Below are 17,180 nucleotides of genomic sequence, written 5' to 3'. Positions count from 1 at the left end.
CGTGGCGCCGGACTCACCGTCGGCCCGGCTCCGCATTCGACCGCTCCCGGCCCTCGGCTGGTTCACGGGCGTCGCCGTCCTGATCGCCGCGGAGTTGGGCCGAATGGCGGCCGGCGCGGTGTCGGTCGGGACGGCCGTCGCGGCCGCGACAGGGCCGACCGCGGCGTGGGTCCGGGGAGCCCTGGCCTCCCGCGGACCGGCGGGGGTCGCGGTCGTCGGTCTCGCCGTCCTTCTGGCGTGGCTGGTCGGGGTGGTGGTCGCCGCTCGCGTCGGGTCCGAACGCGTCGAAGCGGCGACCGCGGCGCTACCCCTGCGGCTCCGTCGGCCGGCGGAACGGGTCGGCCTCGGTGGGGTGGTCCTGGTCGGATGTTGGCTCGCCGTCCGGTTCGGTGCCGCCGACGCCGTCCACGCGGTCGGCGAGACGGCGCTGGCAGCGGTCCGGCCGATGGCCGACCTCCCGACGCTGACCGCCCGCGAGACGGTCCCGAACCGCGGGTATCAGCTCCCCGACGGCACGTGGCGGGGAACGTTCCTCGGGCTGTCTCCCGCCGTCGCGTGGGGCGTTCGGGTACTCTTGATCCACCTGTACGTGCTCGCGTGGGCGGCGTGGGTCTGGGTCGGATATCTGCTGTTCCGGGCCTACTACCGCCGGGCCGACTGGACGCCGCGCGACGACGCCGTCCGGCGGCTCCGCGGCCACCGCTGGGGCCAGTTCGGGCTCGTCGTGGTCGGACTGTTCCTGACGATGGCGCTGTTCGCCCCGTCGCTCGGGACGACCACCGCCGAACAGAACCTGTACTCGCCGTTCTCGCACACGATCCAGTACTACGACCCCGACCTCGGGCGCGTCACGGAGATCCTCGTCGGCAACGCCAACTCGCAGACGCGGTCGGTGGGGTACGCCGCCGAGAACCTCGGCCCGGGTAGCTACGACCGGTTCGGTCGGTTCCACCCGTTCGGCACGCTCACCAACGGGAAGGACCTCTTCACCTTCCTCGTCCACGGCGCGCGGGTGTCGCTGGTCGTCGGGCTGTTGAGCGTGGGAGCGAGCACCGTCGTCGCTACCGCGTTCGCGCTGCTGTCGGCGTACTACCGCGGCGTCGCCGACCTCATCCTCGTGGTGACGAGCGACACCGTGATGGGGGTCCCCCGGCTGCTGCTCCTGATACTCCTCACGGTGCTCCTGGCCGACACGCCGCTCGCGGGGCTGTACGACGGCGGCGTGCTGCTGGCGCTCGTGCTCGCCGCGACGGGGTGGCCGTTCCTCTGGCGCGCCTTCCGCGGCCCGTCGCTCCAGATCGCCGAACGCGACTGGGTCGACGCCGCGCGCAACTACGGCCAGTCGCCGCTCGGGATCATGCGGCTCCACATGCTCCCGTACCTCGTTGGCTACCTGCTCATCTACAGTTCGCTGGTGTTGGGCGGCGTGATACTCGCCATCGCGGGGCTGTCGTTCCTCGGGCTCGGCGTCACCCCGCCCACGCCGGAGTGGGGCCGCGCCGTCGACATGGGGCGGGAGTACGTGGCGACCGAGTCCTGGCACATCTCGCTGATCCCCGGGGCGATGGTGACGCTCGTAGTCATCGGGTTTAATGCCGTCGGCGACGCTCTCAGAGACGTTGTTGATCCGCAAAGCGACAGCGGGGCGACCGACCCCAGCGAGACGGAATCCCGGGGTGGTGGCGTGTGACTGACGGACCGATCCTCTCCGTCGAGGGACTGAAGACGACGTTCAACACCGACCGCGAGACCGTCAGGGCCGTCGACGGCGTCTCGTTCGCCGTTCCGCCCGGACGGACGCTCGGGCTCGTCGGCGAGAGCGGCTCCGGCAAGAGCGTGACGGCGCGGTCGATCCTCGGCCTCGTCGACGATCCGGGCCGGGTCGACCCGAGCGGGTCAATCAGGTACCACGGGCCGTCGTTCGTCCGCCGGATCGCCGAGCGGTATCCGGACGCGGTCCGGTGGGCGACCGACGAGACGGACGGTCCGGACTCCCGGGCCACGGCCGATCCCCGGTCGCGCGGCGACTCGTCGCCCGACCCCGAGGGGCGGTTCGTGACGGTGACGGAGGCCCGCTCGGCCGGCGAGGCGTCGGCAATCGAGACCGGATGGGTCGATCTGGTCGCCGCGCCGAGGGCTGTCGTCGAGCGGGCCCGCGGCGGCGAGATCGCGATGGTGTTTCAGGACGCCGCGAGCAGCCTCAACCCGGTGTACACCGTCGGCAACCAGATCCGGGAACTGCTCGGGATCCACCGGGACGTCGACGGCGCGGAGGCGACGGAGACCGCGGCGGCGCTGCTGGAGAGCGTCGGTATCTCGGACCCGGAGCGGCGGCTCGACGAGTATCCCCACCAGTTCTCCGGCGGGATGCAACAGCGTGCGGCGATCGCGCTCGCGCTGGCGTGCGACCCCGAGGTGCTGCTCTGCGACGAGCCCACGACCGGCCTCGACGTCACGATCCAGGCGCAGATACTCGACCTGCTGGAGGAGCTCCAGCGGGAGCGCGACCTCGCGGTCGTGTTCATCACGCACGACATGGGCGTCGTCTCGCGGATCGCCGACGCGGTGGCCGTTATGTACGCCGGAGAGATAGTCGAGCGGGCGTCGGTCGGACGGCTGTTCGCAGACCCCAAACACCCCTACACGCGAGGGCTGCTGGAGAGCATCCCCGGGCTCGCCGGCACCGCTGACCGCCTGCCGACCATCGAGGGGAGCGTGCCGACGCCGAACGAGCCGGCCACGAGCTGCCGGTTCGCGCCGCGCTGTCCCGAGGCCATGCCGGAGTGCGAGACGGTCCATCCGAGCCACGTGGACGTGAGCGCCCCCTCGGATGCCGTCGCGGCCGGCGACCCCGCGGGGACCGACGGACACACGGCCGCCTGTCTGCTCTACCCGGAGGCGGAACCGCACCGCCGGCGGATCGCGGCACACGACGAGGACCTCGAACTGAACGCCGACGGGGCGACGGGCGCAGGCGGTACCGGCGAGGGGCCGGGGGCCGCCGATCGCGGGGGTCCGTCGTGAGCGATTCGGAGCGTTCTGGCGCGGACCGGGACCCGCTCGTCAGCGTCGAGGGACTTCGGACCTACTACGCGAGCGAGCGACTGATCGGCGGAAAGCCGGTCAAGGCGGTCGACGACGTCTCGTTCGAGATCGGTCGCGGCGAGACCCTGGGGATAGTCGGGGAATCCGGCTGCGGGAAGACCACCCTCGGTCGCAGTGTCCTCAGACTGGAGGACGTCGACGCCGGACGAGTCTACTTCGACGGACGAGACGTGACGGAACTGGGACGCCGAGAGCTGAAGTCGTGGCGGCAGGACGCGCAAATGGTGTACCAGAACCCGAACACGGCGGTCAACGAGCGGATGACCGTCGGACAGATCGTCCGCGAGCCGCTCGACGTACACGGGTGGGGGACCGACGCGGACCGGCGCGACCGCGTCGCGGAGCTCCTCGAGACGGTCGGGCTCGAAGCGGAACACTACCATCGGTATCCGCATCAGTTCTCGGGCGGCCAGCGGCAGCGGATCGGCATCGCCCGGGCGTTGGCCCCCGAACCGGAGTTCATCGTCCTCGACGAGCCGGTGTCGGCGCTCGACGTCTCGGTCCAAGCGAAGATACTCAACCTGCTCACCGACCTCCAGGAGGAGCTGAACCTCACGTACATGCTGATCGCACACGACCTGAGCGTGGTCAGGCACGTCTGCGATCGGGTCGGCGTCATGTACTTGGGGAAGCTCATGGAACTGGGACCCACCGAGGAGCTGTTCCGGTCGCCGTCGAACCCCTACACGCGAGCGCTCCTCTCCGCGATTCCGCACGCCGACCCGACGGTCTCGCAGGACCGGATCACGCTCCGCGGCTCTCCACCCAGCCCCCGCGATCCGCCGACGGGGTGTGGCTTCTCTACCCGGTGTCCGTTCAAGATCCGACCGACGGAACATGAGGCGGTGGACGAGGAGGGGTGGACTCGGATCGAGGAGTTCCGGGCGGTACTCCGAGACCGCGCGCGCGACGCCGACGGCTTCGTTGACGGACTGAAGCGCCGACTCGGGGTCGACGACCGAGCGACGCCGATCCGCGAGGTGCGCGACGACCTCTTCGACGACGTGAGCCTTCCGGAGGCCGCCCGCGAGGGGATCGATCGGGCAGTCGCGACCGCAGCGGAGGAGGGAGTCACGGAGGCGACGGAGCTTCTCGACGATGCCTTTGGGTCGGTCTGCGAGACGGAGGTCCCGGACGACCACCCGACCGCGGCCGGCCGGCTGAGCCGGTGTCATCGTCACCGAGACGAGTACGAGGAGCCGGACGAATATCGCACCGACACGCGGTGACGGTTCCCCCGGTCCGACCGGGGACCCGCGGACGCCGCGTCGCCAGAGAGGAGGGCTCTGCCCCGGGCCGGCCGTTAGCGGTTCAGCGAGATCCCGTTCAGCTGCGGGCGACGCTGCGAGCCGTGCATCTCTAGATCCTCGACCCAGTCGTACCAGTACAGGTCCTCGATCGGGTGCCACAGCGGAAGCATCGTCATGTCCTCCCAGTTGGCCCGCTCGATTTCGAGGTACGCCTCGTTGCGGGCCTCCTGTGCCGACTCGGAGGACACCCGGTTCTCCTCGTAACGGTCCCACGCGTCCGCGGCCCGCTGTGCGGCGTCGGACAGTTGGTCGTACTCGTAGTCCGCCTCGGCACCCCACCGCGACCAGGCGAACTGGTTGGGGTACGCGAACCGGAGCATCGCGTCGGCCTCGAGCCAGCTGAGTTCGTTCCAGACGGCGTAGATCGTGATGTCGCCGTCGATGGCTCGGTCGGTCAGCGTGGAGATCGGCGCCTGCTCGATCTCGATGTCGATGTGGGCGGCCGCCGCCTGATCGCGCAGCAGGCTCGCGATCTCGCTCCACTCGGACGCCTGCCTGTCCGAGGGGAACTGGAGCGTCGTCTCGTACGGGTTGTCCTCGCCGTAGCCGGCCGCCTCCATGACCTCCCGAGCGGCCTCCAGGTCGGACCGGGCGTAGCCGTACGGGTACTCCTCCTCGGCCAGCTCGCGGTAGTCGCTCGCCCCGCCGGGGAAGCCGCTGGGCGGCGTCAGGAGATAGGCGGGCTCGCCCTGGCCCCGCACCGCCGTCTCGGTGATCCGCTCTTGGTTCACGATGTACGCGATCGCCTTCCGCGCCGGCTCCTCGACGCGGAGCGTGTTGAAGATCAGGTACTGGGTCCGCGGCAGGCTCGTCTCGCCGTAGTTGAGCGTCTCTCCGCCCACCGGTCCGTACGTGCCCTCTCTGCGATTCTCGTCGACTTCCTCCGAGACGTCCAACAGCGAGGGGTCGAACTGGGACCGGGGCAGATTGAAGATGTCGACGTTCTGTTCGTTGACCGCGCGGGTGTACCGCGCGTTCGGGTCCTCGAGGATCTGCCACCGAACCCCCTCGATGTTCGCCACGGACCCGCGGTACTCGTCGAACCGATCGACGACGATCTCGTTGCCGGGATCCCACGTGCGGAACTCGAAGGGTCCCGTTCCGGTGAGCCGTTCCGTCGCCCACTCGTCGTACGGATACTCGCCCTCGTACCCCTCGATGTCACCGACGATCCCCTCCGGGATCACGGTGAACCGGAGGTCGGCGAGGTTCCCGAGCGTGTTCTGGAACGGCGTCTCCAGGGTCATCTCGACGGTGTACTCATCGACGGCTTCCAGCGCCAGCGAGCCGGGCACGGTGTCGCCGCTCTCGTCGGTCTCGTGGGCGACGGACATCGGACCTCGGACGATGCGGTCCTGGTTGTTGCGGTTGTTCTCCGACTCCGCGAGTCGCCGCCACGAGAACACCACGTCGGCGGCGGTCAGCTCCTCACCGTTGTGGAACGTGACCCCCTCCTTGAGCTTGAACGTGTACGTCAGGAAGTCCTCGGAGACCGTGTACTCCTCCACCAACATGGCGGAGACTGGGGCGGTGCCGTTCTCGTAGCTGAACGGCTGCTCGTGGACCTGCGAACTCATCCACGCGTTGATCCCGCCCGAGATACCGATCGGATCCAGCGTCGACCGGGGATTCTGAATCAGTTGGAGCCGTCCGGCGTCGGGCTGCCCCTCCGAGTCGCCAGCGTCCGAGCTACCGTCCGTCCCGTCGGACCCCTCTTCGACCGGGTCTTCTCCGGAGCATCCCGCCACTGCGACGCTCGACACAGTTCCTACGCCAGCGAGGAACTTTCGACGATTAAGATCTACTGCCACACGTTGTTATACGAAAGCGTGGATAAACCACTTGTCATACGCCGATATTCCGCCAGTATCTTGTACAGCAGATTCGCCCCACGCTCGGCGGGCTCGCAGCCCGAAAGGCACTCGAAGAAGCGGTTCGCGAGGTGAGAGAGGTGCGGACCGGGTCGAACTCGGGTTCGAGGGCCAGCGCGTCGCGGCTCGGACGGGCGATAAGGGCTTCCCGGACAGGCCGACTCACCCGTTCGGACCGTAGTGCGCGCAGTGCGACGGCGAGTATTCGCCCGTCGGTTGGGATCGGACGCCTCCGCGGTTCAGAACGACCGGTTCATCCCCTCGGCGTCCGCGTCAAACGCACCGACCGTCTCGACGGCGGCCGCGCCGGCCGCGTTGCCGATCGTCGCCAGCCGGCGGAGATCTGACACGCCGCCGTGCCGAGCGGCAAGGACCGCGCCCGCGAACGCGTCGCCGGCGCCAGCAGGAGTGGCGACGGTCGCCGACGGGGGCGCGACGGTCACGCGCTCCGTGACCGACCCGTCCTCGATCCGCAACGCCCGCGTCGCCTCGCCCCCGTCGGTGACGAACGCCGTCGCGGAGTGGTCCGCCGGGAGGAGTTCGAGCAGCCCCGCCGGCGTCGGTTCGACGCCGGCCACCGCGAGATCGTCAGTCCCGGCGAACAGCAGCTCGCAGTGCGGGAGCACTTCCCGTAACGCGTCTCGGTACTCTTCCGGACCGGACCACTGGTTCGGACGCCCGTTGAGGTCGAACGCGACGCGAGCGTCGCGCTTCGTGGCCGCCGCGGCGAGGTGACGGACCGCCGTCCGGTTCACCGCGCTCGGTAGCGTGACTCCCTCGAGGAGGATCCAGTCGTAGGGGGCCACGAACGACGCCGCATCGTCCGGCGGGGTGAAGCCGTAGCAGCTCCCGGCCACCCACGCGTTCCACGCCTCTTCGCCCGCCCCTCCAGTGTACAGCGTCAGCGGCGACGGGCCGTCGATCCGCGCGACGCGGTCCGTGTCGACCGGGCCGCTTGCGAGGTGCCGAGCGGCCGCCGTCCCGAGCACGTCGGTCCCGACGTTCGTGACGAGGTCGACCCCGCAACCGAGCGCGGCCGCCCACCGAGCGGCGTTCGTCGCCGTGCCGCCGACGTGCCACTCGAAGCCGCCCCCGGGCGCGATCGGTCCGCCGTCCGTCGGGTAGAGGTCGATCGTCGTGTCGCCGACGACCACCACCCCTCGGTCACTGTCACTCACTGTCGTTCGGTGTTTACCACGCTGTGCCGGTACGCGCATGAATCTACCCACTCGACGTCGCCTCCGACCGGCGGCCGCGAACCGGCAGTTCACCGAACGGGAAGAGCGCGCGTCCGGCGCAGGGATATTTCCGGCCGGAGGACTTCCCCGATCGATATGTCACAGACGCATCCCGACGTCGACCTCAAGTCGGACCTGACCGACGACGTCGCCCTCGTCACGGGCGCGACCCGCGGCATCGGCGCCGAGATAGCCGCCGGGCTCGAAGAACTGGGCGCGACCGTGTACGCCGGGGCCAGAGACCCGGCCGACGTCACCGCGGCAGACCAGCGCGCCGTCGAGTTGGACGTGACCGACGACAAGCAGATCCGCGCGGCGGTCGACCGGATCGAACGGGAGCAGGGGTCGCTGGACGTGCTGGTGAACAACGCCGGGATCTTCCCGCGGTCGGGGCCGCTCCACGAGATGGACGACGCCGACTTCGACCGGACGATGGCCGTAAACCTCCGCGGCCCGGTTCTGCTGACGAAGGAGGCGCTGCCGCTGCTGTTGGACGGTTCGGGCGGTCGCGTGATATCCATGTCCTCGGGCCTCGGCCAGTTCACCGAGGGACAGATGGAGGGCGGGTATCCGCCGTATCGACTGTCGAAGGTGGGGCTCGGAGGCCTGACGGCGTACCTCGACGGCGAGTACGGCGGGCAGGGGCTCATCGCCAACGCCGTCTCCCCCGGCTGGGTCCGGACGGACATGGGCGGGGACGGCGCGCCCCGCCCGCCGTCGAAGGGAGCCGAGACCCCTGTCTGGCTCGCCCGGTTCGCCCCGGGGAGTCCGGGGGGACTGCTCTGGAAGGACCGCGAGCGGATTCCCTGGTGAGAGCGCCGGGCTCTCCCGGTGGGGCCACGCCTCGCCTCCGCTCCGCGCTCACCCCAGCCGGAACCCGGTCATCATGACGATGATCGCCAGCATCAATGCCGCCTCGAACAGCCCGACGACGAGGTTCTTCTTCTCGATCGATTCGAGCCGCGAGGCGTCCGGGTCCGGCGACAGCGTCTCGTAGTACGCGCTGAGGTGGAGCCGGTGGGGCACGGCGATCCCGAACGCGAACAAGCCCCAGCCGAGCGCGAGCGCGGCCCCCGACCACGCGCCGCCGAAGCCGTAGCCGAGGCCGAGGTCGGTCGTGAGCAACACCGTCCCGGACAGCACCGTCGTCAGCGAGAACCCGACGAGGAAGAAGACGGCCTTCGGCACGAGCGTCGTCGTCACCGCAGCCGAGGCCTCCTCGTCCAAGCCGCCGAGCGTCGGGCCGATGATCGCCGGGAAGATCAGCGCGAAGCCGAACCAGATCGCCCCCGCCGCGACGTGGGTATAAAAGAGGAGCTCGGTGCTCGCGAGCGCGAGGCTCGCCCCGAGGAACGCTAGCGGGACGAGGAGACTCCCCGCCGCGAACGCCGGGTTCGCGGCCTGAGCGAGATGTTGGACCCGATCGAGAAATCCCTGCTCGACGACGCGACGATCCGCCTCGTTAGCGAATGCCATGTCATCGGATTACAATCAATCATAAAATTCGTTCTGGTCGACACGAACACCGCCGGTTTCCGCCGCTGCGCCGCTGCGCCGCGGGATCACTTCTCGATGATGCTCTCCTCGACGGCCTCGCCGAAGTGGCGCGCGACGTCCTCGTAGTAGACGAGCGCCTCGTCGCCCGCCTCGACCTCGGTGACGGCCTTGCGCCCCTCACTCGTCGCGATTTTTACGGTCTCAGCGTTCTGGATGAGCGTCTCGATGCGGTCGGTCCCCTCTTCCGTCTCGACCTCGGCCTGGATCCGGAACATCGGGCGCTTCTCGATCTTCACCCGGCCCACGACCGCCTCGCGGGTGTGGCCGTCGGTGTCGACGACCTGGACCTCGTCGCCGCTCGACAGCTCGGCGAGGTAGTTGGTCCCGCCCTTGGAGTTTCGGACGTAGGCGTGGACCGCGCCCGCGTTCACGCGGAACGGGCGGGAGGCGACGTACGGCGACTCCGCGGTCTCCGCGTGGACGAAGAACAGTCCCCGCGACATCGACCCGACGAGCATGCCCTCACTGTCGTCCATCAGCGACCCGGTGTCGATACAGACGCGGTCGGCCATCCCGGTCTGTTCGATCTCGGTCACCTCGGCGTGTCGGAGGTCGAGCGTCTCGCGGTCGGCGGCGTCGCGGGCCTCGACCGCGCCGCGGATCTCGTCCGGTGAGTCCGCGTCGAGGAGGACGCCGTCGGCGCCGATCTCCAGCGTCTCGAAGGCGGTCCGGGCCTCCGCGGCCGTCGTCGCGCCCGCGACGAGGTGGGTCTCCTCGCCGACGCGGGCGATGAGGTTCTCAAGCGGGATGATCGACCAGTCCTCGCCGACGATCACCGTGAAGTCGGCGTCGTCGGCCGCGGTCTCCGCGAACGCTTCGTACTCGGTGCCGAGGACGCGCACGTACGCCCCCTGCGCGCGGTCGTCGCGGCGGCGCAGCGTGGTCAGGTCCGCGGATCCGGAGAACTCCTCAGGCATCGAGATCGTCCCGTCGCCCTCGCCCCCCTTCCCGACGAAGTAGGCGTCCGCCTCGACGTCGCTCTCGGCGTCGTCGATCACGTCGGCATCGGAGCGGAAGGCGGCGACGTTCACGTCGCCCAGCTCCCGGACGCGGCCGACGTCGCCCTCGTCGACGAGCACCCAGTCCGCACCGGCCTCGATGGCGGCCGTGACCCGTCGCTTCCGCGCCTCCCAGTCCCCGACGTCGCCGTCGGCCTTGACCCAGACCGTGCGTGTCATTATCGGGACCTCGCGGCGGGGCGGCTTGAAAACTGCGGAAGGGTCGTGTGCTGCGGGCGACCGGACGCGGCGACGACAAAGCACTTACCGTCTTTTCGCAATTGTCAGTTGAATGTCGTCGCCCGCGGAGCGCCCTCCGGAAGCCGGGTCCCGCTACGCCGCCGTCCGCGAGTCAGTCCGCGAACGCGCCGCGCCCCACCTCGGGATCGACCCGCGGGCGCTCGGCGCGTTCCGCATCGGGGTGGCGCTCTTCGTCCTCGCCGACCTGCTCGTCTATCGGCTGCCGGCGGTGGGAACGTTCTACACGGACGGGGGCGTCCTCCCGCGCTCGACGCTGGCCGAGAGCTTCCCGCTGCTGGCGGAGGCGTCGCTGTACGCGATATCCGGCTCAGCGCGGATACAGACGGGCCTGCTTGCGGTCGGGGTCCTCACAGCCGCCTCGATGCTGGTCGGCTACCGCACGCGGGCGGCGACAGGTCTCACTCTGGTCCTACTCGCGTCGCTGTACGCGCGGAACCCGTACGTGATCAACGGCGGGAACACGATCCTGGTCGTGTTCCTCTTCTTGAGCCTCTTCCTCCCGCTCGACGCGCGCTGGTCGCTCGGCGCTGACTCGCGGAGCGGTCGGGGCGCCGACGAGGAGACCGACCGACGGGACGGTGACGGCCCGGAGAGCGCCCTCGACTCGCGAGTTTGTTCGGTCGGGACGGCGGTCGCGCTCCTGACGCTCGTGTCGATATACGCGGCGAACGCGGTCTCGAAGTACCGGAGTGACGCGTGGATGTCCGGCGTCGCAGTCCCGCGTATCTTCCAGCTGGGCGAGTTCACCGTGGGGCTCGGCCCGCTCCTCTCGGAGCGGGTCGCGCTGCTGACGGCGATAAACTGGTCGTGGATCGCGCTCCTCGCGGCGTCCCCCGCGTTGATCGTCGCGATCGGGCGGCGCCGGACCGGCGTCGCCCTCGCGTTCGTCGCCGCGCATCTCGGCATGGCGGCGACGATGCGCCTCGCCATGTTCCCGTTCGTCATGACCGCGATCCTTCTCCTGTTCCTCCCGCCCGGCGCGTGGGACAGCCTCGAGGCCATCACGGCGAGGCTCCGCGAGTCGACGCGGCTCGCGGACCCCGTGCGTGCTCACCGGAGCGACGGCGGCACGAAGCCCCGCGCCGCGGACTCGACTCCGTCGCGCGCTCGGCGCGCGATGAAGGTGGGGACGAGCGCGTTGCTCGTGGGTTTCTTCGTCGCGCTCGTCTGGTGGCAGGCGGCGGGCGTCGGTCTCGTCGATCTCCCGGCGTCGGAGACGACCGGCGAATTATCGGAGGTGAGCTGGTCGTTCTTCGCGCCGAATCCGCCCGACGCGTCGAGCTGGTACGTCGTCCGGGGGACGCCCGAGTCCGGCGATCCGGTCGACCTGCGAGACGGCGAGCCGGCCACCTACGACCGGCCGCCCGACGCGGCGGAGACGTATCCGACGACCCTCTGGCACCAGTTCGGGTTCAGGATGAAGCACGCCGGCGAGTCCCGGTACCGTCCGGTCGCGTCGTACCTCTGTGAGCGCGCGGACCGTAACGTGGAATCGGTGACAGTGTTCCGCGTCGAACAGTCGGTCGACGCCGACGGGCCGGTCGGCGAGCCCGAGGCGAAGAAACAGATACGCGTCGCCTGCTGACCCGGACCGGTAACTGACCGGCCTCAGGCCTCGACGAACCCGCCCGCCCGCAGCGCCTCCTCGACCGAGGCATCGTCGTGGACGATCGCCGACACCGCCCGCGCGATCCCCTCGGGGTCGTCGTGCTGGAAGATCGACCGCCCCATCGACACGCCGGCGGCGTCGCCGTCCATCGCGCCGCGGACCATCTCGACTGTCTCCCGGTCCGTCCCCTTAGACCCACCCGCGATGACGACCGGGAGGCGCGTCGACTCCGTGACGCGGGCGAACGAGTCGCCGTCACCGGAGTAGCCCGTTTTCACCACGTTGGCGCCGAGCTCCTCGGCGAGCCGGACCGCGTGGCCCAGCGACTCGGGGTCGGTGCTGTCGACGCCCGGGCCGCGGGCGTACGCCATCGCGAGGACAGGCAGCCCGAGCCGTTCGGCGTCCGCGGTCAGCTCGGCGAGCTCCTCGATCTGCTCCGGCTCGTGTTCCGAGCCGACGTTGATGTGGAACGAGACGGCGTCGGCGCCGGCGCGGACCGCGTCCTCCGCGGTGCCGGTGACGCGCTTGTCGCGCTCGTCGGGGCCGATCGTCGTCGATCCGTTGAGGTGGACGATGTAGCCCGCATCGTTCTTGTTGTCGTGGACGCGGTCGGCGATGCCGCGCTGCGTGAGCACCGCGTCCGCGCCGCCGCGCGTGACGCCGTCGATCGTCGACTCGATGTCGACGAGCCCCTCGACGGCCCCCATCGTAATCCCGTGGTCCATGGGGACGACGAGGTAGCGGTCGTTCGTGGAGATGCGGTCGAGTCGTGCCGAGAGTCCTGCTGTCATGATGGGGTGGATCGTTGTGTGAGAGTGTGGCAATCGGAGGTAAGTCGGTTTCGTTCGGGGACGTATTGGATCGTTTCAGCTCAGGCGGACTCGACGGGCTCGGTCCGCGAGCGGTGCCCGCGCTCCGCGCCCTCCTTCAGCTCGCGGGAGAGCGCCTCCAGTCGGTCCGCGACCGCCGCGGTCGAGCGGTCCTCCGCGACCCCCTCGGCGACGATGTCGACGAGCGCCGAGCCGACGATGATCCCGTCGGCGCCGCCCGCGACGATGCGCTCGGCGTGCTCGCCGGCCGAGATGCCGAACCCGACCGCCTTCGGCACGTCGTACTCGCGGAGCCGGTCGAGGCTCTCCGTAGTCTGGTCCGAGACGTCGTCGCGCGCCCCGGTCGTCCCGAGCCGGGCCTGGACGTACACGTACCCCGACACGCGCTCCATGAGCCGGTCGAGGCGGTCGTCGCGCGTCGTCGGCGCGACGATGAAGACGAGGTCGAGCCCGAGGTCGTCGCACGCCTCGCGCAGCGGGTCCGCCTCCTCGGCCGGCAGGTCCGGGACGACGAGCCCCTGGATGCCGGCCGCCGCGGCGCGCTCGACGAAGGGCCGCGGCCCCTCGCCCTCGCCGTACTGATAGATGAGATTGTAGTACGTCATACACACCAACGCGGCGTCGACGTCGAGATCCTCCGCGAACTCGAAGAAGCGAGCGGGCGTCGTCCCCGCGTCGAGCGACCGGACGAGCGCCTCCTGTATCGTCGACCCCTCGGCGATCGGCTCGGAGAACGGGAGCCCGAGCTCGATCACGTCGGCGCCGCCGCGGTCGAGCGCCTCGACGTACGCCTTCGACGACTCGTAGTCCGGGTCGCCGACAACGAGGTACGGCACGTAGGCGGGGCCGTCGGCGAACGCAGCGGCGACGGCCTCGGAGTTCGCCATCTACATCCCCCCCGTGAACATCGACATGTCCGGCGCGTTCGCCACGTCCCGCTGGTCGGTCTCCTCGATGGCGGCGTCGAGGTCCTTGTCGCCGCGCCCGGAGACGTTGACGACGACGCGATCGCCCAGCTCCTCGTGGTGTTCCTCGAGGTAGCCGAACGCGTGCGCCGTCTCCAGCGCCGGGATGATCCCCTCGGTGTTCGAGAGCCGGTGGAACCCCTCCAGGGCGTCGTCGTCGTCGACGGCGACCGGGTCCACGCGCCCCTCGTCGACGAGGTACGCGAGCTCCGGGCCGACGCCGGCGTAGTCGAGCCCGGAGGAGATGGAGTGGCTCTCCATGATCTGCCCGTCAGAGTCCTGGAGCAGCTTCGTCCGCGCCCCGTGGAGGACGCCCTCGTCGCCGGTGTACAGCGACGCGGAGTTCGGCGCGACGCCCGCCTCCTCGTCGACGTCGAGCGTGGAGCCGCCGGCCTCGACCGCGCGGAGCGCGACGGACTCGTCGTCAACGAAGTCGGCGAACGTGCCCATGGTGTTCGACCCGCCGCCCGCGCAGGCAACTACGTCCGTCGGGAGCCCGCCCGTCTTCTCGATCGTCTGCTTGCGGGCCTCCTCGGAGATGATCGCTTGGAAGTCGCGGACCATCACCGGGAACGGGTGCGGGCCGACGATCGACCCGATGACGTAGTGAGTGTCCTCGACCGTCTCGGCCCAGTCGCGCATCGTCTCGGAGATGGCCTCCTTGAGGGTGCCGCGGCCGGTCGTGACCGGCTTCACCTCGGAGCCGTTCAGCTTCATCCGGAACACGTTGGGCCGCTGGCGGTTGATGTCGCGCTCGCCCATGTAGATCGTACAGGGCATGTCGAGGTGCGCCGCCGCCATCGCGGTCGCGGTGCCGTGCTGGCCCGCGCCGGTCTCCGCGATGATGCGCTCTTTGCCCATGTACTTCGCCAAGAGGACCTGCCCGAGCGCGTTGTTCAGCTTGTGCGCGCCGCCGTGGAGCAGGTCCTCGCGTTTGAGGTACACCTCCGTGTCGTAGCGCTCCGAGAGCCGGTCCGCCCGCTGGAGCGGCGTCGGCCGCCCGCCGAAGTCGGCGAGGCGCTCCCGGAACTCGTCCACGAAGCCCTCCTCGTTGTCGAGGACGTAGCGCTCGTAGGCGTCGGCCAGCTCCTCGATCGCGGGCATCAGCGCCTCCGGGACGTACTGGCCGCCGTAGCGGCCGAACTTCCCGTCGTCGCGGCCGCGCTCGCGGCCGGGGCGTCGACTCATCTCCTCCGTCGTCCGCGTGTCGGTCTCGCTCATGTGGGTGTCTCCGTCGCGTCGGTGGTATCGCTTTCGCCGCTCGCGCCGCCGTCTCCCGCCTCCGCCCGCACCAAGTCGCGGGTGTTCGCCTCGACGTCGCCGTCCATGATCGCGCTGCCGACGAGCAGGGCGTCGGCGCCCGCCGCCCGCATCCGGCGGACGTCCGCCGGCGACCCGATGCCGCTCTCGGCGATTAGCGTCACGCCGTCTGGGACGTGGGGCGCCACGGACTCGAAGGTTCCGAGGTCGACGACGAGCTCCGCGAGGTCGCGGTTGTTCACGCCGATCGTCGTCGCGCCCGCGTCGAGCGCGCGCTCCAGCTCCGACCGGTCGTGGACCTCCACGAGGACCTGGAAGCCCCGTTCGCGGGCGGCCGCCAGGAGGTCAGCGAGGTCGTTGCCGACGAACCGGGCGATGAGCAGGACGACGTCGCTCTCGGCGGCGTCCAACTGCGCCTCCTCGACGACGAAGTCCTTCCGGAGCACCGGCACGTCGACCGCGTCGCGCACGCGTTCGAGGGTCTCGACCCTCCCGCCGAAGTGCTCGGGCTCGGTGAGCACGCTCAGGGCGGCCGCCCCGCCGGCGACCATCCCCTCGGCGAGCGCGACCGGGTCGTCCTCGCGGGCCCCCTCGGTGGTCGGGCTCGTCGGTTTTACCTCGGCGATCAGCGGCACGCGCCCGTCCGCCGCCGCCCGCTCGAACGCGGCCGAGAGGTCGCGCGGCGCGACCGAAACGATCGCTCCCGCCCTCGCGTCGGCGCGGTCCCGGGCGGCGGACAGGATCGATCTGACCGCCGGCGCCAGCTCGTCTGGATCGTCCATTACTATACACTAATGTACGTATCTGTTCATAAGACTTGCGGGGATCGGATCGCCTCATGTACCCACAGAGCGGCAACGCGAGCGCGGCTCGCGGGAGATGTTTTAAGTGAACCACCCGCCCAATGAAGGGTATGAGTATGGCCGGCACGTCTGGCGTCTTCGCCCGGGAGTTCGACGAGATCGACCGGACCGTCCAGGTGGGGTTCGCCGGCGGCCGCGTGATCTCGCTGTCGTTCCCGGCCGAGCCGCCGAGCGACGCCGACGGCGACCACGAGCTGTTGGACCGGATCGACGTGTACCTCGACGGCGAGCGCGACGAGTTCGCCGAGGTGGCGCTCGGCCTCACCGTGCCGACGGACCAGCGGGAGGTGCTGGAGGCGCTCCGGAGCGTCCCCTACGGCGAGGAGGTTTCCGTGAGTCGGCTCGCGCAGCTCGCCGGGTTCGACCCCGACGACGCGGACGACCTGGAGACCGTCACCGGCGCGCTCGCCGACAATCCGGTCCCCGTCCTGCTCCCCGACCACAGGGTGAGCGGCGGTCCGTACGCGACGCCGGGCGACGTGCGGGGCGAACTGCGACGCGTCGAAGGGCTCTCTCGGTGAGGTCGGGCCGCTCAGGGCGCGTAGACCGGAAGAACCCGGCAAAATAATTCTTTGCTATCGTTCGGTACAGATACGCGACCGAATCAGGTCTAAGCCGGCCGCGCCCCGCCATTTTCGACTGTAGTTGGTGATTCGACATGAAAGGTGAGAAGCGCACGGAGACGGAGAGCGACGGACTAACGGGCGGGATGCCGCGGCGCGGCGCGCTGCGGTTCCTCGGCGTCGCCGGGTTCGCCGGCGTCTCGAGCGGGACCGTGAGCGCGAAAGGGGGGCAACGGGAACGGAAGCGGAAACGGGGGCGGACCCGACGCCAGCGCGGATATCGGCGTCCTGACGAACCCGAACTTCATCACGGACGCGGCGGGGGAGACGGCGCCGTTCGCCCCGGACACGGAGCTGTTCGATCCGGGTCCGGTCTCCATTCCGCTCGACGAGATCATCGAGGGGAGCGACGAGTACGACTCGACGCTCGGCCGCCCGCTGAACGACAGGAAACACCAGGTCGTCCGTCCGCTGGAGGGGTACGACCGCGACGCGGGCTACGATGAGCCTGGGTCCCGGTGACGTGGGGCGAGTACAGCGACGTCGGCAGCACGGCGACGGTTGGCAGCGTCAAACCCGCGGGGGGTTCGAATGGAAACGGCAACGGCGGAGCTACCGGGACGCGCGTCAACATCAACGTCCACGACGCCCTGCCGAACGGACAGTGTACAATCTGGGTTGTCAAGTTCGCGGCGCTCGCGGACGACAGCGAGCTCGGCCCCGAGGACCCGTTCGTCACGCCGGCGGGGA

General features: G+C 70.0%; 14 protein-coding genes. 6 read left to right on the top strand and 8 right to left on the bottom strand.

The window, feature by feature from the left end; translation table 11 throughout:
- The first annotated feature begins 1 nt into the window (after position 1).
- From ABNG04_RS09790 to ABNG04_RS09780, 3 genes are read left to right on the top strand one after another with little or no spacing between them, the layout of a single operon-like run.
- On the top strand, positions 2 to 1,690 hold the full coding sequence (locus ABNG04_RS09790) for an ABC transporter permease (RefSeq protein WP_371162217.1): 1,689 nt from the start codon (positions 2 to 4) through the stop codon (positions 1,688 to 1,690).
- Positions 1,687 to 3,024, top strand: a complete 1,338-nt coding sequence (locus tag ABNG04_RS09785) for an ABC transporter ATP-binding protein (RefSeq protein WP_371162215.1) — start codon at positions 1,687 to 1,689, stop codon at positions 3,022 to 3,024. Before ABNG04_RS09790 ends, ABNG04_RS09785 begins: the two co-directional genes overlap by 4 nt.
- A complete protein-coding gene (locus ABNG04_RS09780) occupies positions 3,021 to 4,334 on the top strand; it encodes an ABC transporter ATP-binding protein (protein WP_371162213.1) in 1,314 nt (437 codons plus the stop codon). The genes ABNG04_RS09785 and ABNG04_RS09780 overlap by 4 nt, the downstream gene beginning before the upstream one ends.
- Positions 4,335 to 4,408: 74 nt before the next feature.
- On the opposite strand, the gene ABNG04_RS09775 is transcribed toward ABNG04_RS09780, so the two are convergent.
- Both ABNG04_RS09775 and ABNG04_RS09770 read right to left on the bottom strand, forming a co-directional pair.
- Positions 4,409 to 6,163: an ABC transporter substrate-binding protein gene (locus ABNG04_RS09775; RefSeq protein WP_371162211.1), complete on the bottom strand. Its 1,755-nt coding sequence runs from the start codon at positions 6,161 to 6,163 to the stop codon at positions 4,409 to 4,411.
- Positions 6,164 to 6,525: 362 nt separating this feature from the next.
- Positions 6,526 to 7,464 (bottom strand): carbohydrate kinase family protein, encoded by a 939-nt coding sequence (locus ABNG04_RS09770; protein ID WP_371162209.1) that lies wholly within the window; start codon positions 7,462 to 7,464, stop codon positions 6,526 to 6,528.
- A 156-nt stretch (positions 7,465 to 7,620) separates the two neighbouring features.
- Between ABNG04_RS09770 and ABNG04_RS09765 the strand changes: the two genes are divergently transcribed.
- Entirely contained in the window at positions 7,621 to 8,337 is a 717-nt protein-coding gene (locus ABNG04_RS09765) for an SDR family NAD(P)-dependent oxidoreductase (protein WP_371162208.1), read from the top strand.
- Positions 8,338 to 8,385: 48 nt separating this feature from the next.
- On the opposite strand, the gene ABNG04_RS09760 is transcribed toward ABNG04_RS09765, so the two are convergent.
- Together ABNG04_RS09760 and ABNG04_RS09755 are read right to left on the bottom strand one after the other, a co-directional pair.
- A complete protein-coding gene (locus ABNG04_RS09760; protein WP_371162207.1) occupies positions 8,386 to 9,000 on the bottom strand; it encodes a hypothetical protein in 615 nt (204 codons plus the stop codon).
- A gap of 86 nt (positions 9,001 to 9,086) precedes the next feature.
- Positions 9,087 to 10,259: a 3-dehydroquinate synthase II gene (locus tag ABNG04_RS09755; RefSeq protein ID WP_371162205.1), complete on the bottom strand. Its 1,173-nt coding sequence runs from the start codon at positions 10,257 to 10,259 to the stop codon at positions 9,087 to 9,089.
- 112 nt (positions 10,260 to 10,371) lie between these two features.
- On the opposite strand from ABNG04_RS09755, the gene ABNG04_RS09750 reads away from it, so the two are divergent.
- On the top strand, positions 10,372 to 11,925 hold the full coding sequence (locus tag ABNG04_RS09750; protein WP_371162203.1) for an HTTM domain-containing protein: 1,554 nt from the start codon (positions 10,372 to 10,374) through the stop codon (positions 11,923 to 11,925).
- A 23-nt stretch (positions 11,926 to 11,948) separates the two neighbouring features.
- On the opposite strand, the gene ABNG04_RS09745 is transcribed toward ABNG04_RS09750, so the two are convergent.
- From ABNG04_RS09745 to trpC, 4 genes are all read right to left on the bottom strand, one after another.
- Positions 11,949 to 12,740: a 2-amino-3,7-dideoxy-D-threo-hept-6-ulosonate synthase gene (locus tag ABNG04_RS09745; RefSeq protein WP_371162201.1), complete on the bottom strand. Its 792-nt coding sequence runs from the start codon at positions 12,738 to 12,740 to the stop codon at positions 11,949 to 11,951.
- A gap of 80 nt (positions 12,741 to 12,820) precedes the next feature.
- Positions 12,821 to 13,666 (bottom strand): tryptophan synthase subunit alpha, encoded by an 846-nt coding sequence (gene trpA, locus ABNG04_RS09740; protein WP_371162199.1) that lies wholly within the window; start codon positions 13,664 to 13,666, stop codon positions 12,821 to 12,823.
- Entirely contained in the window at positions 13,667 to 14,965 is a 1,299-nt protein-coding gene (trpB, locus tag ABNG04_RS09735) for a tryptophan synthase subunit beta (RefSeq protein WP_371162198.1), read from the bottom strand.
- Positions 14,962 to 15,786, bottom strand: a complete 825-nt coding sequence (gene trpC, locus ABNG04_RS09730; RefSeq protein ID WP_371162197.1) for an indole-3-glycerol phosphate synthase — start codon at positions 15,784 to 15,786, stop codon at positions 14,962 to 14,964. Before trpC ends, trpB begins: the two co-directional genes overlap by 4 nt.
- 131 nt (positions 15,787 to 15,917) lie before the next feature.
- Here trpC and ABNG04_RS09725 point away from each other — a divergent pair, with 131 nt between their 5' ends.
- Complete coding sequence (locus ABNG04_RS09725; RefSeq protein WP_371162196.1) at positions 15,918 to 16,388, top strand: MGMT family protein; 471 nt, start codon at positions 15,918 to 15,920, stop codon at positions 16,386 to 16,388.
- Positions 16,389 to 17,180 lie beyond the last annotated feature (792 nt).

Source organism: Halorubrum miltondacostae, assembly GCF_041379815.1.
Taxonomy (GTDB): Archaea; Halobacteriota; Halobacteria; order Halobacteriales; family Haloferacaceae; genus Halorubrum; species Halorubrum miltondacostae.
This window is presented reverse-complemented; position numbering and strand designations above follow the sequence as displayed.